Annotated in this window: 23 protein-coding genes; 9 read left to right on the top strand and 14 right to left on the bottom strand. The window is 68.8% G+C overall.

What is annotated here, in order from left to right; all coding sequences use genetic code 11:
- Positions 1-135 precede the first annotated feature (135 nt).
- Positions 136-1,167, top strand: a complete 1,032-nt coding sequence (locus Hhyl6_RS08270) for a TIGR01177 family methyltransferase (RefSeq protein WP_483738737.1) — start codon at positions 136-138, stop codon at positions 1,165-1,167.
- 87 nt (positions 1,168-1,254) lie between these two features.
- Entirely contained in the window at positions 1,255-1,410 is a 156-nt protein-coding gene (locus Hhyl6_RS08265) for a rubrerythrin-like domain-containing protein (protein ID WP_483738736.1), read from the top strand.
- Here the strand turns inward: Hhyl6_RS08265 and Hhyl6_RS08260 are convergent, their stop codons facing one another.
- Genes Hhyl6_RS08260 through Hhyl6_RS08240 form a run of 5 tightly spaced genes read right to left on the bottom strand, consistent with a single transcriptional unit; the run spans position 1,411 to position 4,338 of the window.
- Positions 1,411-1,947 carry a GTP-dependent dephospho-CoA kinase family protein gene (locus Hhyl6_RS08260; RefSeq protein WP_483738735.1) on the bottom strand — a complete coding sequence of 179 codons (537 nt, stop codon included), beginning with the start codon at positions 1,945-1,947 and terminating at the stop codon, positions 1,411-1,413.
- Between the two features lies 1 nt (position 1,948).
- Positions 1,949-2,146 (bottom strand): transcription elongation factor subunit Spt4, encoded by a 198-nt coding sequence (spt4, locus tag Hhyl6_RS08255; protein ID WP_483738734.1) that lies wholly within the window; start codon positions 2,144-2,146, stop codon positions 1,949-1,951.
- A complete protein-coding gene (locus Hhyl6_RS08250; RefSeq protein WP_483738733.1) occupies positions 2,146-2,724 on the bottom strand; it encodes a DNA-directed RNA polymerase in 579 nt (192 codons plus the stop codon). Before Hhyl6_RS08250 ends, spt4 begins: the two co-directional genes overlap by 1 nt.
- A gap of 1 nt (position 2,725) precedes the next feature.
- Positions 2,726-3,109, bottom strand: coding sequence for a twitching motility protein PilT (locus tag Hhyl6_RS08245; RefSeq protein WP_483738732.1), 384 nt, complete (start codon positions 3,107-3,109; stop codon positions 2,726-2,728).
- Positions 3,106-4,338, bottom strand: coding sequence for a translation initiation factor IF-2 subunit gamma (locus Hhyl6_RS08240; protein WP_483738731.1), 1,233 nt, complete (start codon positions 4,336-4,338; stop codon positions 3,106-3,108). The genes Hhyl6_RS08245 and Hhyl6_RS08240 overlap by 4 nt, the downstream gene beginning before the upstream one ends.
- 329 nt (positions 4,339-4,667) lie before the next feature.
- Between Hhyl6_RS08240 and Hhyl6_RS08235 the strand changes: the two genes are divergently transcribed.
- Positions 4,668-5,558, top strand: a complete 891-nt coding sequence (locus tag Hhyl6_RS08235) for a DUF7351 domain-containing protein (RefSeq protein WP_483738730.1) — start codon at positions 4,668-4,670, stop codon at positions 5,556-5,558.
- Position 5,559: 1 nt separating this feature from the next.
- Here Hhyl6_RS08235 and Hhyl6_RS08230 read toward each other — a convergent pair whose 3' ends face one another.
- The gene (locus Hhyl6_RS08230; protein ID WP_483738729.1) at positions 5,560-6,210 is read right to left on the bottom strand and encodes a potassium channel family protein; all 651 of its coding nucleotides are present in this window, start codon (positions 6,208-6,210) and stop codon (positions 5,560-5,562) included.
- Between the two features lie 3 nt (positions 6,211-6,213).
- A complete protein-coding gene (locus Hhyl6_RS08225) occupies positions 6,214-7,605 on the bottom strand; it encodes an APC family permease (protein WP_483738728.1) in 1,392 nt (463 codons plus the stop codon).
- A gap of 135 nt (positions 7,606-7,740) precedes the next feature.
- Here Hhyl6_RS08225 and Hhyl6_RS08220 point away from each other — a divergent pair, with 135 nt between their 5' ends.
- Positions 7,741-8,691, top strand: a complete 951-nt coding sequence (locus Hhyl6_RS08220) for a DUF5787 family protein (RefSeq protein WP_483738727.1) — start codon at positions 7,741-7,743, stop codon at positions 8,689-8,691.
- Position 8,692: 1 nt separating this feature from the next.
- Here Hhyl6_RS08220 and Hhyl6_RS08215 read toward each other — a convergent pair whose 3' ends face one another.
- The 4 genes from Hhyl6_RS08215 to Hhyl6_RS08200 form a co-directional block, all read right to left on the bottom strand.
- A complete protein-coding gene (locus tag Hhyl6_RS08215) occupies positions 8,693-8,890 on the bottom strand; it encodes a hypothetical protein (protein ID WP_483738726.1) in 198 nt (65 codons plus the stop codon).
- Positions 8,891-9,232, bottom strand: coding sequence for a hypothetical protein (locus Hhyl6_RS08210; protein ID WP_483738725.1), 342 nt, complete (start codon positions 9,230-9,232; stop codon positions 8,891-8,893).
- Between the two features lie 68 nt (positions 9,233-9,300).
- Positions 9,301-10,176, bottom strand: coding sequence for an MBL fold metallo-hydrolase (locus Hhyl6_RS08205; protein WP_483738724.1), 876 nt, complete (start codon positions 10,174-10,176; stop codon positions 9,301-9,303).
- A gap of 51 nt (positions 10,177-10,227) precedes the next feature.
- Positions 10,228-10,500 carry a hypothetical protein gene (locus Hhyl6_RS08200; protein WP_483738723.1) on the bottom strand — a complete coding sequence of 91 codons (273 nt, stop codon included), beginning with the start codon at positions 10,498-10,500 and terminating at the stop codon, positions 10,228-10,230.
- Positions 10,501-10,625: 125 nt separating this feature from the next.
- On the opposite strand from Hhyl6_RS08200, the gene Hhyl6_RS08195 reads away from it, so the two are divergent.
- On the top strand, positions 10,626-11,069 hold the full coding sequence (locus Hhyl6_RS08195) for a universal stress protein (RefSeq protein ID WP_483738722.1): 444 nt from the start codon (positions 10,626-10,628) through the stop codon (positions 11,067-11,069).
- 4 nt (positions 11,070-11,073) lie between these two features.
- Here the strand turns inward: Hhyl6_RS08195 and Hhyl6_RS08190 are convergent, their stop codons facing one another.
- The gene (locus Hhyl6_RS08190) at positions 11,074-12,429 is read right to left on the bottom strand and encodes an ATP-binding protein (RefSeq protein WP_483738721.1); all 1,356 of its coding nucleotides are present in this window, start codon (positions 12,427-12,429) and stop codon (positions 11,074-11,076) included.
- A 98-nt stretch (positions 12,430-12,527) separates the two neighbouring features.
- Here Hhyl6_RS08190 and Hhyl6_RS08185 point away from each other — a divergent pair, with 98 nt between their 5' ends.
- Positions 12,528-13,010: a pyridoxamine 5'-phosphate oxidase family protein gene (locus Hhyl6_RS08185; protein WP_483738720.1), complete on the top strand. Its 483-nt coding sequence runs from the start codon at positions 12,528-12,530 to the stop codon at positions 13,008-13,010.
- Between the two features lie 91 nt (positions 13,011-13,101).
- Positions 13,102-14,235: a thiolase family protein gene (locus tag Hhyl6_RS08180; RefSeq protein WP_483738719.1), complete on the top strand. Its 1,134-nt coding sequence runs from the start codon at positions 13,102-13,104 to the stop codon at positions 14,233-14,235.
- A gap of 181 nt (positions 14,236-14,416) precedes the next feature.
- Here the strand turns inward: Hhyl6_RS08180 and Hhyl6_RS08175 are convergent, their stop codons facing one another.
- Positions 14,417-15,457, bottom strand: coding sequence for a TrmB family transcriptional regulator sugar-binding domain-containing protein (locus Hhyl6_RS08175; protein ID WP_483738718.1), 1,041 nt, complete (start codon positions 15,455-15,457; stop codon positions 14,417-14,419).
- Positions 15,458-15,605: 148 nt separating this feature from the next.
- Here Hhyl6_RS08175 and Hhyl6_RS08170 point away from each other — a divergent pair, with 148 nt between their 5' ends.
- The gene (locus Hhyl6_RS08170) at positions 15,606-16,076 is read left to right on the top strand and encodes a hypothetical protein (RefSeq protein WP_483738717.1); all 471 of its coding nucleotides are present in this window, start codon (positions 15,606-15,608) and stop codon (positions 16,074-16,076) included.
- 89 nt (positions 16,077-16,165) lie between these two features.
- Positions 16,166-16,615 carry a PaaI family thioesterase gene (locus Hhyl6_RS08165; protein WP_483738716.1) on the top strand — a complete coding sequence of 150 codons (450 nt, stop codon included), beginning with the start codon at positions 16,166-16,168 and terminating at the stop codon, positions 16,613-16,615.
- On the opposite strand, the gene Hhyl6_RS08160 is transcribed toward Hhyl6_RS08165, so the two are convergent.
- Positions 16,612-18,558, bottom strand: a complete 1,947-nt coding sequence (locus tag Hhyl6_RS08160) for a cation:proton antiporter domain-containing protein (RefSeq protein ID WP_483738715.1) — start codon at positions 18,556-18,558, stop codon at positions 16,612-16,614. The two genes, Hhyl6_RS08165 and Hhyl6_RS08160, sit on opposite strands and share 4 nt — an antisense overlap.
- Positions 18,559-18,626 lie beyond the last annotated feature (68 nt).

The raw sequence follows: 18,626 nt of genomic DNA, 5'->3' as shown, positions 1-18,626 counted from the left end.
TTATAAAGGTTCATGGCTACGGATGACAGGTCGCACAGTCAAAACGTCGCTCGGTTGATGAGAGGGGCCTAAATACGGTACCGAGCGCGGCCGGCGACCGGCACGCTCATACCGGCACGGGCGCAGGATACCGGCGTGTACGTCCTCGAACTAGGCGGACAGGACGACGCCTTCGCGCGCACGGAGGCCGCGAGCGCGGCGAGCGACGTCGCCACGCTCGCGCCGGGACTGGCTACCGCGCGCGGTGTCTCGGAGCGCGCGCGCCATCTCGCGTTCACGCATCGGGTCTGCGAACTGGTCGGGACGGGCGACCCGACGGTCGAGAGCGCGCACGCGCTACTCGACGCCGCGAGTATCGACCGCGAGGGGAGCGTCGCGGTGCGGGCCGTCGACGTGCGTGCGAGTACGGGTATCGACACCCAGCGTGCGGAGCGAACGCTCGGCGGCGTCCTCACCGACCGTGGCTTCGCCGTCGACCTCGACTCGCCCGACAACACGCTGTACGCGTACTTCGCCGACCCGGCCGGCGACGAGGAGGGCGGCGAGGGGGCGGCCTGCTGTGCGCTCGGGTGGGAACACCTCGCCAGCGTGCGGGACTTCGGCGAGCGCCAGCCCACCGACCGGCCGTTCTTCCAACCGGGGAGCATGGACCCCTTGGAGGCCCGCGCGCTGGTCAACGTCGCGGGGGCGCGGCCCGGGGCGACCGTCGTCGACCCGATGTGTGGGACGGGAGGTATCCTGCTGGAGGCGGGACTCCTCGGCGCGCGCGTGGTCGGCGGCGACGCGCAGTCGAAGATGGCCCGGGGAACCCGCGAGAACCTCGCGTACGCCCTCGACGGAGACGGCCACCCCGGCAGGAGTGTGTACCCCGATGCCGGTCGCTGGGACGTCTGCCGGTCCGACGCGGCCCGACTGCCGCTCGCCGACGACGCCGCGGACGCCGTCGTCTTCGACGCACCCTACGGTCGACAGTCCCGCATCGAGGGGGAGTTGACCCCCCTCGTTTCGGGTGCGCTCGCCGAGGCCCGCCGGGTCGCGCCGCGGTGCGTGTTGGTCGCCGACCGTGACTGGAGCGACGCCGCCCGAGAGGCGGGGTGGACCGTCGCCGACCGCTTCGAACGGCGGGTCCACCGCTCGCTCGTCAGGCACGTCCACGTCCTCGAGTGACCGACCGTCCAGTTTCTTGGACGTACGTCCATCATTGTGATGTGGTAACAAGGCTTAAGCACGCAGACTGGCCATACAGTCACAAGCATGCCTCGATGGTCAGACCCGGCGCCGTGTGACGAGGACGAACAGCTATTCGAGTGTCCCTCGTGCGGCACGCGCGTCTGTAGCGACCTCTCGACGGTGACCTGTGAGCGCTGTGGGGAACAGATGCAGAACCTCAGCGTGCCTCGCCCCGAGTAGTCAGCGGAGCGCCGACAGCGCCGCCTGCGAGTCGCCGTCCATCCGCTCCAAGAGCGACCGGACCCGCGCTCGCGTCGCGTCGTCCGGGGTCACCAGCACCATCCCCTCGTCGGGTTGCCCGTAGACGACGCTCGCCGTCTCGGGCACGGCCAACACGGCAGGGAGCGCCGCCAGGTCCTCCTCGCCGTCCACGTCCAGTAGCGTCGTCTCCTCGGCGTCGAGGGCCTCGCGGAGCGCGCGGAGCAACTCGCGGGTCAGCGTGCCCGGCGGGTTCGACACGTCGACGCGGCGGTCGAACCCCTCGATGGCCGCCACTACCTCGTCGTCGACGGCCGAGCGTTTCGTCCGTTCGTCCACGAGGGCGACGTCGGGGACGCGGCCCGCCTCCAGCAGGTGGTACGTGACGATGTCGCCGACGGCGACGAGGGGGGTGCCGGCGTCGGCGAGTAGCGCCTCGGAGTCGGTGTACACCCGGCCCATCGGCTCTTTGAGTTCGCTCCGCAGCGACCGCGGCAGTTCGAGGAGGACGTCTGGCACGTTAACGGACTTTCAGCGCGTACTGGCCCGGTTCGGTCACTTCCATCTCGCGTGCGATTTCGGACTTCTCGGGGTGGGCGATGACGACGTAGCCCGCCCAGTCCTCGGTGAGCGAGGTACCGCCGCAGGCCTCGCACTGGCTCTCGATTTCGGCGCCCTGCACCCGGTGGCAGTCGCGGCAGACGAGTCGGTCGGCCATCAGCTATCACCGACTTCCGCCGTGCCCTCTCGTTTCTCGCGGTCCTCCTGTAGCCAGCCGTGTTTGCCGAGGCCGACTTGCTTGGCCGTGAGGCCGATTTTGGAGTCCCGGGGGTTGCGCTCGTCGATGCTCTTCGTGACGATGCGGGCCCGGACGGCGTCGCCGACGCCGAGGGTCCGGTTGGACTCCCGGGAGGCGAGTTGCTGGTTCTCCTCGTCGTAGGCCAGATACTCGTCGGAAATCTGGGAGACGTGCAGCAGACCGTCCACCGGGCCGATGCCGACGAAGGCCCCGAAGTTGACGACTTCGACGACTTCCCCGTCGACCACTTCCTGCATCTGGGGGTCGAAGGTGAGCGCGTCGAACTCGGCCTCGTAGTAGACGCCGGGTTCGTTCGGCAGGACGGCACCGTCGCCGATGTCGTGGACCTCGATGACGGAGACGACGCTGCCGACGTCCTCGTCCATCCGGCCCTCTAGCTTGTCCTGCAGGAGCTTCTTGACCATCCCCGGACTGACGTCCGCGAGGTGGCGTGGCGGCACTTCGACCGTATCGCGTAGGCGTACCCGTTTGTACATGTTATGGTTGAGTGATACCGAGTTTGTTCTGGCCCCTTAAACTAATTACTGGAACGTCCGCCTCGAGCAGGCGGCGTTTGAGGGGTTTGTCGTTCGTCACCGCGTGTGTCGCGTCCGGTCGCGTCGCGAGTTCGAGGACGGCGTCGTCGGCGTAGTCGGCCTCGGTATCGACGACCGAACACCGTTCGAGCAGGTCCCGTCCGACCCCGGCGGCCGTCGCCTCCGCGCCGGCGCCGTCGGCCAGTTTCTCCAGTTCCTCGCGGACGGCTACCGGGGCGACGTAGTCGCGGTCGCCCGACCCGGAGAGGACCCTGTCGAGTTCCTCGAACACGCGGACGTTGCATTCGACCGGCATCATGAGCGCGTTCGTGTCCAGTACTATCATCCACGCAGCGTGCCGACGCCGATGAGCCGCCATCGGGCGCCGACACGGCGGTTGATGGCTATCTTCGCACCGTCTTCGGCACAGACGGGCCGCTTGAGCGCGACCTCACACTCGCCGTCGCGGGCGCTGGTGACAGAGCCAACGGTGGTGGCGGTGCCGATAGTCAGCATCAGCGGTTCGCCGGTGGATATCTCGTCGACCTCGCCGCCGTCGTCGCCGACGATGCGTTCGAGTAAGTCCACGTCCATCGTGAACTGCTCACGGGTCGGCGGGAGGCTTCCGGGCGGGCCGGCGACCTGACCGGCCAGCGCGTCGCCCTTCGTAATCGAGGGGTCGAGCCCCGTCCCGACGCCGAGCAGTCCGCCCGGGGTGACCTCGTCGACGAAGTCGCCGCCGGCCTGCAGGGAGCGGACGTCCGTGGTCACGGGCCGCCACTCGGTCTTACCGCCCTCCTCTACCTCGCGGCCGGGGCGGAGCTCTATCTCGTCGTCGGCTTCGAGTTTCCCCTGGACGAGCGACCCGCCGAGGACGCCACCGAGGAGGTCCTCCCACGTGGTACCGGGGCGGTTGATGTCGAACGACCGGGCGACCATCATCCGGGCGTCGGCCTCGGGGTCCCGTTCGGGGGTCGGAATCTCGCGCTCGATAGCGTCGATGAGGAGGTCGACGTTGGCCTCCTGCTGGGCGCTGATGGGGACGATGGGTGCGTCCTCGGCGACGGTCCCCTCGACGAACTCCTGAATCTGCTCGTAGTTCTGCATCGCCCGCTCCTCGTCGACGAGGTCGACCTTGTTCTGGGCGATGACGATGTTGTCGATGCCGATGATGTCGAGTGCGCTCAGGTGTTCCTCGGTCTGGGCCTGCGGGACGGGTTCGGTGGCCGAGACGACGAGGACGGCGCCGTCCATGATGGCCGCGCCCGACAGCATCGTCGCCATCAGCGTCTCGTGGCCGGGGGCGTCGACGAACGACACCGTCCGGAGGTAGTCGGTGTCTACGTCGTGCTCCTCGCAGTGTTCGGCGACGGTGAACGCGTCCGGTTCCTCCTCGTCGGGACAGCGGCGGAACGTGGCGTCGGCGTAGCCGAGGCGGATAGAGATACCGCGCTTCATCTCCTCGGAGTGCTGGTCGGTCCACTCGCCGGACAGGGCCTGCACCAACGTCGTCTTTCCGTGGTCGACGTGGCCGACGAGTCCGATGTTCACCTCCGGTTGTTTGTTCGATGTCATTTCGAGAGTAATCTTGGTGGAGATTCGCCGCGTGCGACTGATAAACCTACTGTTTGCGGGTCGTGGACGGCGGGCGGTCCGGTTTTCGTCTCCCGAATTCCCCGCGAACGCCGCCGCTGTACGGGCGTCACCGGCCGTTGCGATGGGTGGGACTCGGGGGTGCGTACGCCCCCGGCCCCGCGAGGGTGCCGTTGGGACGTGACGCTGCGGCCACAGCGGACGTCCAGCGCCCGCGTGGGTCGGTGACACGCCCCGCTCGAAATCATATCGTCGCTTACAGGAACTCGTTTCTGCGAACCCTTTTTGTCGAGTGTTCGGATGTGTCACACATGGCTCGCGCAGACGAGAGACCGGGCGAGGAGGGCGACATCGACCCGGCGACGGCGTTCGGCGTCGTCGCCAGCGAGACGCGCCTCGACATCCTCGAAGCCCTCTGGCGGGTCGACGAGACGCCCGTGGCGTTCTCGACGCTGTTCGACGCGGTGTCGCTGGCCGACAGCGGTCAGTTCAACTACCACCTCCAGCAACTTACCGGCCAGTTCGTCGCCGACGGCGAGGACGGCTACCGACTCAGGCACGCCGGCGCGCAGGTCATCCGCGCGCTCCACGCGGGGACGTTCACCCACCGGCCCGACGTCGACCCGTTCGCCGTCGAGGGGGCCTGCACTCGCTGCGGCGGGTCCCTGCTGGCCCGCTACGCGGACGAGCAGTTCGCCATCGACTGCGGCGACTGCGGGAAGGCCCACGGCGAGTACCCGTTCCCGCCGGGCGGACTGGTCGACCGGGAGGAGGCCGAAATCGCCACGGCGTTCGCCGAACGGGTGCGTCACCTCCACTGTCTGGCCGCCGACGGGGTGTGTCCCGAGTGCGCCGGCCGGGTCCGCACGGTCATCTCCGGGGAGGGGGAGTGCTGTCTCGACGTCTCCGTGCGGGCGGAGTTCGTCTGCGAGCGGTGTCGGTACGAACTCTGTTCGCCGGTCGGCCTCTCCCTACTGGACGACTCCTCGGTCGCGGCGTTCTACGCCGACCACGGCGTCGACCTCGCGGCCCGCCCGTACTGGACGCTTCCGTGGTGCGTCGACGACGAGTACACGACCGTCGAATCGAGCGACCCGTGGCAGGTCCAGGTCCGCATCCCCGTCGCGGACGAGGCGTTGCACGTCACCCTCGACGGCGACCTGCAGGTGGTCGAGACGGCGCGCCGGGCCTGCGACGCCTGAGTCAGCCCCGAAGGAGGTTCATCACCTCGTCGGCGACGGCCCCCTCCACCGCCACGAGGAACCGTTCACCCGGTGTGAGTTCCGTGTCGGGGCCGCCGATGCGGTTCCCCTCGACGTCGACGATGATGAGGCTCCCCCGGGGGAGTCGCACCTCGGCGAGGGTCTTGCCGGCCGCCGGGGCGTCCTCCGCGATTTCGACCTCCAGTAGTTCGACTTTCCCGCCCACCTCCTCGATGCTCCGGACGCCGCCGCCGACGACTTCGTTGACCGCGACCCGCGCGGTGAGACTGGCCGTCGAGACGACAGCGTCGACGTACTCCGGGTAGAGTTCGTCCGGGTCGCCGTCGATGCGCATCACCGTGTGTATCTCGGCCATCCGCTGGGCCGCCATGCAGACGGCGAAGTTGGTCGACTCGGAGTCGGTCAGCGCCGCGATGGCGTCACAGCGGTCGGGTTGGGCCTGCCGCAACACGGCCGGGCGGGCGGCGTCGCCCTCGATGATGCTGGCGACGTACTCGGCGGCGACCCGTTCGCTCTGGTCGGGGTCGCGTTCGATGAGGACCACGTCGTGGCCCCGTTCGTCGAGCAGTTCGGCGGTTCTGAGGCCGACGGTCCCGCCGCCGGCGACGATGACGCGTAGTTGGTCTGGCATGGGTCACTCCTCCGTGGGGATGGTCACTTCGGGGTCGGCTATCTCGGGTTCCGGTTCGGCGGTTGGGACGGTCGGTTCGCCCCGCCGCCGCGAGAGCAACAGGTAGACAACGCCGCCGACGAGCAACCACCCGACCGCCAGCGCCCACGTCTCCCCGCCGATGAACGCCCCGAGCAGGAGGTTGAGGACGATACCGAGAATCGGCGTCGCGGGGTAGAAGGGCACCTCAAACGGCCGCCGGAGGTCCGGTTGCTGACGGCGTAGGCGGATGAGGCTCAGGTTCACGATGACGAACCCCAGAAGCGAGAAGAGGCTGGCGAGGTTGCCGACGACCCGGATTGGGACGACGGCGACGGCGACGAGCATCACGACGGCGGAGGCGGCGATGGCGACCAGCGGCGTCCCGAAGCGGTGGTGGAGACGCCCCAGTCGGGCCGGGAGTTGCGCCTCCCGGCCCATGGCGAAGGCCACGCGACTGGACCCGATGACGACGGCGTTGAGCGCGCTCACCGTCGAGAACACCGCGCCGAAGGCGATGAGCGCCGCGCCCGTGCCGAGGAGGGGGAACGACGGCATGAACTCCTCGGCGGCGGTCGCGATGGCCGTCTCGCCGGCACCGGCCAACCCGTCGGCGCCGAGCGTCCCCAGCGCGACGAACACCACGAGGAGGTAGACGACGACGGTCGTGGCAACCGACAGCAGGATGGCCCGCGGGATGTTCTTCTCCGGATTCTCCACCTCCTCGGTGACCGTGGCGATGAGGTCGTACCCCTGAAACGCGATGAACGTCAGCCCCATCGCCGGCAGGACGGTGAGCGGGTCCCCCCGGCGGAAGAACGGCTCGAACTCGCCCAAATCGACGACCTGCAGGCCGAAGGCGACGAACACCAGCAGGATGAGAATCTTCACGAGCGTGATGACCGTCTCGGCGCTCCCGCTGGCGGCCGTCGAGACGGCGTTCAACGTCACGAAGACGACCACCACCGTGGCCGCCCAGAACAGCACGCCGCCCGGCAGGGTCACCCCGAAGATGTGACCGAACTCGATGAAGTTCGAGGCGAACCCCAGCGCGTACAGCGCCCCGGCAATCATGTACGTGAACCACCGGGTCCACCCCATGACGAACGCGATGGGCGCGGAGAACACCTCCCGAACGTAGGCGTAACCCCCGCCGTTGCGCGGAATCGCCGACGCCAGTTCGGCGTACGACAGCGCCGTGAACGTCGTCACGCCGCCGTTGAGCGCGAAGACGAGGATGGCCGCCGGACCGGACGTCTCGACGGCCAGTCCGGTGAGCACGAAGATGCCCGCCCCTATCATCGCGCCGATGCCGACCATCGTCGCGTCCAGCAGCGTCAGCGTCGGGACAGGGGCGCGCTCGCCGGCGTGGCTCACGGGCTACCCTCCGAGGAGACGGTCTGGGTGGCGTAGCGTGTCATTCAAACACACGTATCACACGTTTCACACACCTCCGGTATAAATCTCGACCCGGGCGCGCCGCTTTTGTCGCTCTCGCCCCTGCGTAGAGCCGTGCGGGAGTTCGGCTTCGAACTGGCGCTGTGTGCGGCCCTCGAACGCGAGGGCCACCTCGTGAGCCGCCAGCTCGGCGGGCACGTCCACGGCCGGCGGGTGCTCGACACCGTGGTCGTCCACCCGACCGAGGCCGTCGCCGACCGGGCGGCCATCACGCCCGAGCGCATCCCGACGGCGGCCATCGAGTCCGACGTGGGGCCGGGCCGGGCCCGCTACTGGAAGGCGGCCTTCGACTGCCACCCGGACCGCGCCGAGCGAGCCACCGAACTCGCCGTCGAGCGCGGCTTCTTCGAGCGCGAGCGACGCGGCGGCCGCACCTACGTCCGCCAGACCGCTCGCTACCCCGACTGGGTGGACGGCGTCACCGCCGTCGAGAACAAACCGGACCTCGACCGGCCGGGCGCGCTCGAAGCGCAGTTGCGCACGGACGTCTCGCTGGCCCTCGTCGACCGGGTGGTGCTGGCCACCGCCGACTACGTCACCGGCGCACACCTCAACCGCATCCCCGAGGAAGTCGGCGTCTGGCGGTTCGGCCCCGAGAGCGGCGAACGCGAAGTCGTCCGCGAGGCGACCGACCTCCCGACAGACGAGGGCGGCGTCGAACTGCTGGAGCAGTCCCCCGCGCGGACGGACGTGCGGATGGTGACCGCCGCCGAGAAGGCCCGCGCCCGGACCCGACTGGCCGAACGGGCCTACGCCAAGGGATGGCGGAGCTTCGACTACCCGGCCTGCGAGCGGTGTTCGCCCGACGACGACGGCCTGCCCCAGTGTGCGTGGAAGGGGCGGCCGGTCCGGGCGAGCGAGGAATGTGGCCCCGACTGCGGCGGGTACGCGCCCGCCGACCCTCTGTCGGTCGACGGCGACGGACTCCGCGCCGACCGCACCCCGTGGGACCCCGACCCGGCGGGCCGTCGCCGCCGCCAGTCCGGCCTCGACCGGTTTCGCTGAGTCAGGGCGACCGCGCCACGACGCGGCGCTGGTGGTCGACGGCCAGCGCCAGCGCGAACGCGACGACGGCGTTCAGTGCCCACGACACGTCGCCCGTGGCGAGGAGGTCGCCGCTCACCGAGACGAGAAAGGCCCCCACTCCACCCACCACCGGGTGCGTCCACGTGCTGTCCACGGCGTCCGATGGGGTCCCGGTCACTTACCGGACGCGGTCGGTCCCCGTCTGCTCGGTCTCGGTTCCGTCGGTCCCGGAGAACTCGCCGTCACCCCGTTCCGCTGGCGGGGTCCCTCCGTCACCCGCCGCGGTCTCCCAGTCCGCGTCGTAGCCGTCCGGGCCAGTCTCGGGTGCCTCCGTCGCGACGTTCTCGGCGTGGCCGGTCCGGGCACGGTAGTTCGCGGCCGTGGCGATGGCGACGCCGGCCACGAGGCCGACCACGAGCACCCAGTCGACGTAGCCGGCGAACAGCCACAACCCGGCGACGGCGAGGCCACCGCTGACCAGCGCCGCGCCGCCGGTCTCCGCGATGCCACGCCTGTCCATGTCCTCGTGTGTGGTCCACTCGCACAAAAGTGTGCGGTCGCTTTCACGTAGCCGAATCGACCGCCGTCTCACAGCGAGAACCGCTCGCCGTCGACGGCGATGTCGTCGGCGAACGCCCGGTCGGCCGGGACGTAGTGGGCGGTGTGGACGATGCGGTAGGCCGCGGCGTCGATTTTCTCGGCGAAGTCGCGCGCCCCGGGCAGGGTCATGTGTTTCGTGCCGAACGTCCGCGGCACGCCCTCGTCGTCGTGGTGTGCCCCGCCCTTCGGGTGGAACTCGCAGGCCTCCTCGTGGACGATGCCCTCGACCAGCGCGAGGTCCGCACCCGAGAGCGCGGCCGTCGAGCGGTCGGGAATCTCGTAGCAGGTGTCCCCCGAGATGGCCAGCACCGCGCCGCTCTCCGGTTCCTCGATGCGGAGGCCGTAACACAACAGCGGCGGGTGTTCGACGGGCACGAGCGTCACCTCCAGTCCGGCGACGGTGAACGGTTCGTAGGGCGTCTGCGGATGGACGGAGATGGTGTCGAGGTAGTCGTAGCGACTCCGTATCCCCTCGGCGACGCTCTCGCCGGTGACCGGGTCCGTCTCGTCGGCGGCGTACACCGGCAGGTCGTCGAACAGGCGATAGGCGTTGCCCAACCCGTCGAGGTGGTCGAAGTGGACGTGCGTGACGATGGCCGCGTCCGGGAGCCCCACGTCCTGCGTGAGAAACTGGTGGCGGAAGTCCGGGCTGGCGTCCACGAGGAGGGACTCGCCGGTCTCCTCGTTCCGGACGACCACCGAGAAGCGCGAGCGCTCGACGCCGTCGCTCGCGTCCACGCCTCGCTCGCGCAACCGCTCGCGCAGTTCCGCGTCGGGGTCGCGGGCGCGCTCGCAGGTGTCACAGTCGCAGTCGACCGTCGGCGTGCCCGTCGTGTCGCCGGTTCCCAGCAGCGTGACCTCCATCGCCTCACACTCGGGCGGCGACGTGGGTAAGTCCCGCGCTTTCTCTGCCGCTCACTCCTCGGAAACGAGGTCCTCCGGGTCGAGGCCGTGGCGATTGGCGGTGTCGGCGATAATCTCCGCCGCTCGCTCCTCGGCCACGTCGTCGACGAGGCACTCGATGAACCCCGAGAGGAGCGCCGGCCGGACGCGCAGGTCTACGAACTCGACCCGCCCCTCGGCGACGACCACGTCGATGTCCCACTCGCCCGCCTCGGGATCGGTCATACGGACGTCGACCCACTCGTCGCTCGATTCGTCGGGGTCTGTGAACACGTCGCTTGCCATACTCGTCCCCGACGACGCCGAGAACCATAAGTATCGACTCGACAACGTGTCTGGCTGGTCGGCGTCCGCGTGCACCGTCTGCGTTGACGCAACGAACTATACGGCCACGCGCCGTCGGATACCACATGACCTTCGTCGTTCCCTTCGACGACTCGGCGCACGCCCGCGTCGCTCTCGTCCGCGCCCGTGACTTCGCCGAGGCACTCGGCGAGGACGTCCTCGCGATTACGGTCGTCCCGAGGGACAACCTCGATTACGCCCGCGAGGCGGGGTGGGTCGACGGCGAGGAACCGTTCGACCTCGAGGCCATCGCCGCGTCACTGGAGCGCTCGGTCCACGACATCGCGCCCGACGCGGCGTTCGAGTACGAGACGTGCGTCAGAGAGGCGACCGGGAACCGCATCGCGAAGCCGATTCGGAAGTTCGCCAAGCGCAACGGCGCCTCCATGGTGTTCGTCGGGTCGGCCAACGCCGGGCGCCTCGTCACGACGCTCGGTAGCGTCGCGGGTCGCGTCAGCACCGACGACGCCTACGACGTGGTCATCGTCCGCGGCGCGTCCGAACCCTGACCGCTTAGTGGTCGTGGTCGTGGCTGTGGCCGCCGTCGCTGGCCGCGTCGGCGTCCTCGGAGAAGTCGCCGCCCGCGACGAGAGCGTCGTGGTCCCCGTCTATCATGTCCATGTTCTTCAGGTTGTCACGCTCCTCGAAGTCCTTGATAGCGTCTTCGAGGTCCTGCTGGGTGAGCGTCGTGCGCTCCTCGGTCAGCGCTTCGAGGACGGCCTCGCGGAGCACCATCCGGAGGTCGCTCCCGGTGAGGCCCTCGGTGAGTTCCGCCAGCGTCTCCGGGTCGAAGTCGGTGATGTCCATCTCCCGGGTGACGATGCGGAGGATGTCCGCGCGCATGCCGCGGTCCGGTTTGGGGAAGTTGACGATTTCGTCGAAGCGCCGCCACGCCGCCGCGTCGAGTTGGTCGGGGTGGTTGGTCGCGCCGATGAGCAACACCTCGTCCTGAATCAGCGAAATCTCGTCGATGCTCTTCAGCAGGGTGTTGACCGCGCGCTTGATGGCGGCGTGTTCGTCCGAGGAACGCGTCTTCGCGACGAAGTCGAACTCGTCCATGAAGAGGATACACGGCGAGAGCCGCTTGGCCACCTCGAACACCTTCTCGACGTTCTTGGCCGTCTCGCCGAGGTACTGGCTCGTAATCATGGAGAGTTTCACCTCGACGAACGGCAGGTCGAGGTCGTGGGCCAGCGCCCGCGCGACGCTGGTCTTGCCGGTCCCCGGCGGCCCGACGAACAGCAGTTTCCCGATTTCCCGCAGGCCGATCTGCGCGAGGTAGTCCCGGTGTTCGATGGCCTTCACTATCTTCTGAATCTCGCCCTCCTGGTCCGGCGTCAGCACGAGGTCGTTCAGCGTCGTCTCCACCTCGGCGGGGGCGCGCACGTCCACGAGGTCCAGCATCTCCTCGTCGTCCTCGTCGTCGGTGTCGAACGCCGCCTCCAGCATCGCGTCGATGAACGCACGGTCGGCCCGGGCGGGCCGGTTCGTGGCGCGGGCCGTCTCGTAGTCGACGTCGAGTTCCTCGCCGTACGCCGCCGCGAGGACGGGGTTGCGCGCGAGTCGGTCGGCGTCGACGCGGTCGAGGTACCACTCCTCGGCCATGTCCCGGTCGGTGAAGGAGATGGTGCCGGAGAAGTCGTCGCGGTCGGTGAACATCAGACCGGAGACGGCGCTCCACGGCCGTTCGACGCCGGTCGCCTCGCTCGCGGTCGTGTTCGTCGCCGACAGCGGTCGCTCGATGTCGCCCTCGTTCCAGAACACCGCACGGTAGGCCGGGGGTAGGTCGTCCGGGTCGAGGTCCCGTCGCTCGCTGTAGATGTCGGTCGTCAACAGGAACTCGACGACGTCCAGTTCCGGGTTGCTCATTCCCACTCACGTTGCCACGCGACCGGGATAAGTGACTCGAACCGGCGCTGTCGGTCCCGGCGAACGCTTATGCTTCGCTGTGACGAAGTTACACTCGCATGACAGTTGAGGACATGGAGGCGTTCGGCCTCACGCAGATGACCGACGCGGAGATGCGTGACTTCGTCTCGAACCAACGGACGGGGGTACTGGCGCTCCCGGCGGCGGACGCCCCCTACGTCGTGCCGATATCGTTCGGCTACGACGGCGAGTCGTCGCTGTACTTCACGTTCGTCGGCGGCCCCGACAGCAGGAAACGGACGCTGATAGCGGACGCCGAAACCGTTCGCTTTCTCACGTACGCCGCCCAGTCGGTGTTCAACTGGGAGAGCCTCATCCTCACCGGCACCGTCTCCCGCGTCCCGGAATCGGAGTGGGACGACCTCTCGGGTGTGCTGGAGGGCGTGTGGCGGCCCGAAGTGTTCGAGGTGGCGATGGAGACGGAGGAGGTGGTCGTCTACCGGTTGGACGTGGACGACTGGGCCGGCATCAAGCACACGGGACTGCCACCGGGGTTCGACGCCGGCGACTCGACGCCGTGACTCTCGGGTGACCACCGACGGGGGAGACAACTCACGCCCCGCGGTTCCGAGTTTGTGAGCTTTTAACACGACACCGCTCGTTGGCCTGTCCATGCCGACACCGGTTATCGTAGACGCGGTCCGGACGCCACAGGGCAAAGAGGACGGGGCGCTCGCCGACGTTCGAAGCGAGGACCTCTCGGTTCCGCTCGTCAACCAACTGCTGGCGAGTACCGGCGTCGAGAGCGAGGAAGTCGACGACCTGCTCTGGGGATGCGCTCAGCAACGCGGCGAACAGGGCAACAACGTGGCCCGTGTCATCGCCCTGCTGTCGGACCTCGGCGAGAGCGTCCCGGCGTCGACCGTCAACCGCTGGTGTGCCTCCTCCGCGGAGGCGCTGATGCGGGCGGCGGACGCCGTCGCCGCCGGCCAGCGTGACGTGCTCGTCGCCGGCGGCGTCGAGTCGATGTCCCGCGTCCCGATGGGGGAGAACACCCACAACGTCCACCCGCGACTCGCCGAACTCTACAACATCGGCGAACTCCAGATGGGGATGACCGCCGAGAAGGTCGCCGAGGAGAAGGAGGTCGCACGGCGCGAACAGGACGAGTACGCCGCCCGAAGCCACCAGCGCGCCGCCGAGGCGACCGACTCGGGACGGTTCGACGACGAACTCGTCCCCATCGACACCGACGAGGGCCGCGTCGAGGAGGACGAGGGCATCCGCCGGGACACCGACGTAGAGACGCTCGCCGGCCTCCCGACCGTGTTCAAGTCCGACGGGACGGTCACGCCGGGCAACGCCTCCCAAGTGTCAGACGGCGCGGCCGGCCTGCTGGTCACCTCCCGGGAGTTCGCAGAGGAACGCGGCCTCGACGTCATGGCCGAAATCGGCGCTCACGAGGTGGCCGGCGTCGACCCGACGGTGATGGGTATCGGCCCGGTCCCCGCGGTGCGGCAACTGGCCGAGCGGACCGGCCGTGACACCGACGCCTACGACCTCGTGGAACTGAACGAGGCCTTCGCCTCCCAGTGTCTGTACTGCCAGCGCGAACTCGGCTTCGACGACGACGTCTACAACGTCAACGGCGGTGCCATCGCCATCGGCCACCCCCTCGGCGCGTCGGGCGCGCGCCTGCCGGTGACGCTCGTCCACGAGATGCAGAAACGCGACGCCGAACTCGGACTCGCCACGGAGTGTGTCGGGTTCGGGCAGGGCGCGGCCATCGAGTTCCACCGACCCTGAGGGCGCACGCACGCGAATCGCAGGGCGATTCGCGCTTTTTCGCCCACGTTTTGCGCCGAGTGGTGGCCGAGGGCCACCCGAGGTGCAAAAAGGTGGCAGCGGGGTGGCCATCGAGTTCCACCGGCCGTAGCGAGATTCTCGGACGCCGGATTCGGGCGGCGTCGCCGCGAACGCCACCGGTTCAGTCGTCTTTCGCCCGAATCGTCACCGACTTCGCCGAGTAGTCCTCCACGAACGCGCCGGGGCCGCCGACGCTGACCGTCACGCCGTCGACGTCGAGGACCAGAGTGTTCTGCACGGGGAAGTCGTAGCTGACCGGCTCGAGCAGCCCCTGCTTGACCTCGACGAGCGTCCCCGTCAGCGACTCGTGGCCCTGTCCGGGGAAGAGCGTCGCCGTCACCTCGATGTCGGTATCGGCGGCGTGCTTGGTGGCGACGAAGACGCCGTGTCTGAACGAGAGGTCCTCGGCGGGCAGAGGTTGCGGGTCGGCGCTGGCCACCTCCTCGGCGGCGGCCCAGAAGTTGAACCACTGTGACCCGATGGCACCGGACGCCTTCGGGCTCTGTTCGAGGACGAGGCCGTAGTCGCCCTCGCGGTGTTCGCCGCGCAGTAGCGAGGAGTCGCTGGTCACCGCCGCCTCGTCGTCGACCATGACGATGCTCTCGACCGGCGGTTCCCACGTCCGGACGACGTCGGCGACGTCAACCGCTCGCTCGACGGCGGCCTCGTCCTCGCCGCCGAGCAACAGCGCCACGAACACGCCCCGGTCTCGGGCCCGCCTGAGCGTCTCCGTGAGGCGGTCGGCGACGGGGGCCGGCACCATCATGAACAACTCGTGGTCCGCGCCGTCGATGAGCGTCTCCAGCCGCTGGTACAGCGTCTGTCGTGCCCTGACGAGTTCGATGGCGGGATAGTCCCGCTCCGTGTCGGTGAACCGTTCGGAGAGGTCAGATTCGAGGTCGCTCAACTCCTCGGTCATCGACTCTATGGCCGACTCGGGGTCGACCGCACGCACCTGCGTCGGGGTACGGTGGTCGTCGACGACGACGAGGCCGCGCGCTTCGAGACTCTCGACGAGGTCGTAGACGTACCCCGTGGAGATGTCCGTCGCCGCACCGACGTCGGCGACTGTCGCGGTCCCCCGTTCGAGAACCGCGAGGTAGGTCTGTGCCTCCGTCTCCGAGAGCCCGAACTGCGTCAGTCGTTCGGCCGTCGAGTCCATTTGCTCGTTCGTGGACAGCGACCCTCTTTATTGCTCCGCTCACCGCCAGACGCGCCCCGACGCCCGGCCTCGCGCTTGTACCTGTGGCGGACTGTTCCAGAAATAATTATGAAAAAGTTTTTCTTCACATATTTTGAATCGGCGTGGTATGTGTGGGCAAGACGAGGACGGGGGGCGAGCGAACGGCGTCGGGTCGGACACCGTGGGCGTCGTCAGGGTGGTGCGGTGCGCGGCGGCGGACCCGTGGGGCCGCGGCGGCGTCGCGCTCAGGGACACGGAGAGCGGCGAGGAGGACCCGGGTCTCGTCGCGGTGTGGGCCTCGCCGGTCCACGGCGTCGCCGTCGGCTACGGGTCGTCACCCGTCCGTCCGCCGGCCCCGTCGACCACCGTCGACGTCTCGCCGCCGGTGACGCTGGAACTGGCACACCGCGGCGGGCGCTGTGTCGCCCGCTACCGCACCGAGGGTGGGCCGTGGCGTCGGGTCGCCCCACCGCTGTCCGTCCCGGACTCGTTCCGGCCCACGGTCGCCCCGTTCACCGCGACGACACGCGGGACGGTGCGCATCGACCCGGTGTCGCTGTCCGCCCGGCATCCGAACGACGGCGGCAGTAAGGCATGAGGCCGGCCGGCGGCAGATACCGCCGACCACGACTCTCTCGTTGTTTCGCGTTCTCCGTGACTTATACGGCCGGCAGTCGTCCCGCTCGTATGAGTCTCCAGGCACTGTTCAACGACATCCCGTTCGTCGAGGAACTCGGGATGGAACTCACCGAGGTGGGTGACGGCCACGCCGAGGGGCGTCTCCCGCTGCGCGCCGAACACTCTTCGAACCCCCACTCGCGAATCGCGCACGGCGGAGTCACCTACTCGCTCGTGGACACGGTCGGCGGGGCCGCCGTGGTGTCGCTCTCCGGGACCATCTCCCCGACGGTGGACATGCGCATCGACTACCTCGCCCCCGCGACGGACGACCTTCGGGCGACCGCCGACGTCGTCAGGAACGGTGGGAGCGTCGCCGTCGTCGACGCCGAGGTGTACGACGCGGCCGACCACCACGTCGCCAGCGCTCGGGGGACGTACAAGACCGACGGCGAGGGCGGCCAGTCGCCGTGGACGCAGGGCGTCGACGAGGAGTCGGTCGAAAAGCTCTCCGACTAGCCGTCGCTGACGAGTTCCATCCCGTCGCGCACGGACTCGCGGCGACCCAGTAGCGTCACCATGTCGCCTTCCTGCAGGACGTAGTCCGCGGTCGGGACCTGCGCTTCTTCGTGGTCCTGCCCACTGACGAGGGCGATGAGACAGGCTTCGGGGAGCATCGGGCCGACCTCGCGGACGGCCTTCCCGACGAGGTCCGGGTTGCGAACCTCGACTTCCTGCACGTCGCCGGTCCGGCCCACGTCGGTCATCCAGTGGGCGATGGCCGGGCGCTCTATCTGGTTGTCGATGGCCCACGCCGTCGCCATCGCCGAGGAGATGGTGCGGACCCCGAGGTCCTCGAACGCCTCGACGTTGTCCGGATTGTTCGCCCGGGCGATGACGTGGTCGATGCCGAACTTCGAACTCGCTAGCTGTGAGACCAGCAGGTTCGCGTCGTCGTCGCCGGTCGCGGCCACGACCGTCTTCGCGTTCTCGGCACCCGCAGCGCGCAACACGTCAGTGTCGGTCCCGTCGCCGATTTCGACGGTGTACCCCTCGTTGCGCCCTCGTTCGACTATCTGTTCGTCCTCCTCTACGATGACGACGTTCTCGCCCCGGTCTTCGAGGCGCTTGGCGAGCGCTCGGCCCACCTGTCCGCCGCCGACGATGATGACTCGCATTGGTATCACGTCCAGTTTTTCCGCGATATACCGCGCCAGCCCGCCTTCCAGCAGGGCCGTCGCGAAGATGACCAGAAACACCGTTCCGAGCAGAATCTCGGCCTGACTGGTCAGCAGGTCCGCCTGCGCCAGCAGTTCGGTCGCCTCCTGTCCGCTCGCCTCGGCGGCCTCGTTGCGCAGTTCCTCGGCGACGCTGTTCAACTCCACGGCGAAGAGGGTCGCGACGGAGGCCGGGATGATGCCGCGCGGCCCGACGAAACTGACGAACAACTTCTCGGCGCGCGTAAAGCGGTCGCCGACCGTCGAGATGAAGACGAGTACGGGTCGGATGACCAGCGCGACGGCCAGCACCACGGCGATGCCGGCCAGTCCCACGTCGATGAGCGCGTCCAGACTGAGTTGGGCCGCCAGCGCGATGAACACGAACGAGAGGACCAGCAGGGTGATGTCGCCCTTGAACGCCTCGATGTCCTCCTCGTAGGGGTGGTCGACGTTGCCCAGCGCCATCCCGGCGGTGGCGACGGCGGCGACGCCCGCCTCCGTCGCGATGGTGTTGGCGGCCGCGTACGCGACCAGCGCGCCGGCGAGCACCAGCAAGCGGGAGTTCCGCGGGGCGTCGCCCGGCGAGAGGTCGATGTACTGGAGCAGGTAGTACAGCAAGCCCGCGACGACGAGGCCGACGAGCAGACCGGTCCCCAGTCGGAGCGCGAACGCCTGCAACAGGCCCTCGCTGGTCGCGCCGGGGTTGACCGTCTCGAAGACGACGACGGCGATGATGGCCGCCGTCACGTCGTTGACGATTCCCTCCGTCTCCAGCGCCGTCGCCACACGGTCGCGTACCGGGACGACGTTCAGGATGGGTGTGATGACCGTCGGCCCCGTCGCCACCAGGAGCGCGCCGACGAGGAACGCGAGGTTCCACGAGACGGCCGCCTCGGCGAAGGCGAACTTCACGGCGGCGGCCGTCCCGACCAGCGCGATGACTGCCCCCACCGTCACCAGTCGGAACGTCGCCGCCGGCGCCTCCCGGATGCGCTCGAAGCGGAGGTGGTAGGCCCCCTCGAAGACGATGATGGCCACCGCGAGGCCGACGATAGCCGACAGCGCTCCACCGAACGTGCCGCTCCCGACGAGTCCGAGTCCCGGTTGGCCGATGACGACGCCGACCAGCAGGTAGAAGATGATACTCGGGACCTGCAATCGAGCGGCGAGCACCTGTGCGAGGACGCCCAGCCCGATGATACCGGCGACAAGCGGAATCAGGAGTGTGGAGCTACCAGCCACTACTGTCCTCCATCTAGCCCGGACAAGGGCACCCCCCTCTATAAACGCACTCACTCCCGTCCGGCTTG

This window comes from Haloarcula sp. H-hyl6 (assembly GCF_056934455.1).
This window is presented reverse-complemented; position numbering and strand designations above follow the sequence as displayed.

Bases quoted from the DNA above. Each gene is read 5' to 3' on its own strand.
- Hhyl6_RS08265 (WP_483738736.1), top strand. From the start codon at position 1,255: ATGCCTCGATGGTCAGACCCGGCGCCGTGTGACGAGGACGAACAGCTA.
- spt4 (WP_483738734.1), bottom strand. From the start codon at position 2,146: ATGGCCGACCGACTCGTCTGCCGCGACTGCCACCGGGTGCAGGGCGCC.
- Hhyl6_RS08250 (WP_483738733.1), bottom strand. From the start codon at position 2,724: ATGTACAAACGGGTACGCCTACGCGATACGGTCGAAGTGCCGCCACGC.
- Hhyl6_RS08245 (WP_483738732.1), bottom strand. From the start codon at position 3,109: ATGATAGTACTGGACACGAACGCGCTCATGATGCCGGTCGAATGCAAC.
- Hhyl6_RS08240 (WP_483738731.1), bottom strand. From the start codon at position 4,338: ATGACATCGAACAAACAACCGGAGGTGAACATCGGACTCGTCGGCCAC.
- Hhyl6_RS08235 (WP_483738730.1), top strand. From the start codon at position 4,668: ATGGCTCGCGCAGACGAGAGACCGGGCGAGGAGGGCGACATCGACCCG.
- Hhyl6_RS08230 (WP_483738729.1), bottom strand. From the start codon at position 6,210: ATGCCAGACCAACTACGCGTCATCGTCGCCGGCGGCGGGACCGTCGGC.
- Hhyl6_RS08210 (WP_483738725.1), bottom strand. From the start codon at position 9,232: ATGGACAGGCGTGGCATCGCGGAGACCGGCGGCGCGGCGCTGGTCAGC.
- Hhyl6_RS08205 (WP_483738724.1), bottom strand. From the start codon at position 10,176: ATGGAGGTCACGCTGCTGGGAACCGGCGACACGACGGGCACGCCGACG.
- Hhyl6_RS08200 (WP_483738723.1), bottom strand. From the start codon at position 10,500: ATGGCAAGCGACGTGTTCACAGACCCCGACGAATCGAGCGACGAGTGG.
- Hhyl6_RS08195 (WP_483738722.1), top strand. From the start codon at position 10,626: ATGACCTTCGTCGTTCCCTTCGACGACTCGGCGCACGCCCGCGTCGCT.
- Hhyl6_RS08190 (WP_483738721.1), bottom strand. From the start codon at position 12,429: ATGAGCAACCCGGAACTGGACGTCGTCGAGTTCCTGTTGACGACCGAC.
- Hhyl6_RS08185 (WP_483738720.1), top strand. From the start codon at position 12,528: ATGACAGTTGAGGACATGGAGGCGTTCGGCCTCACGCAGATGACCGAC.
- Hhyl6_RS08180 (WP_483738719.1), top strand. From the start codon at position 13,102: ATGCCGACACCGGTTATCGTAGACGCGGTCCGGACGCCACAGGGCAAA.
- Hhyl6_RS08175 (WP_483738718.1), bottom strand. From the start codon at position 15,457: ATGGACTCGACGGCCGAACGACTGACGCAGTTCGGGCTCTCGGAGACG.
- Hhyl6_RS08170 (WP_483738717.1), top strand. From the start codon at position 15,606: ATGTGTGGGCAAGACGAGGACGGGGGGCGAGCGAACGGCGTCGGGTCG.
- Hhyl6_RS08165 (WP_483738716.1), top strand. From the start codon at position 16,166: ATGAGTCTCCAGGCACTGTTCAACGACATCCCGTTCGTCGAGGAACTC.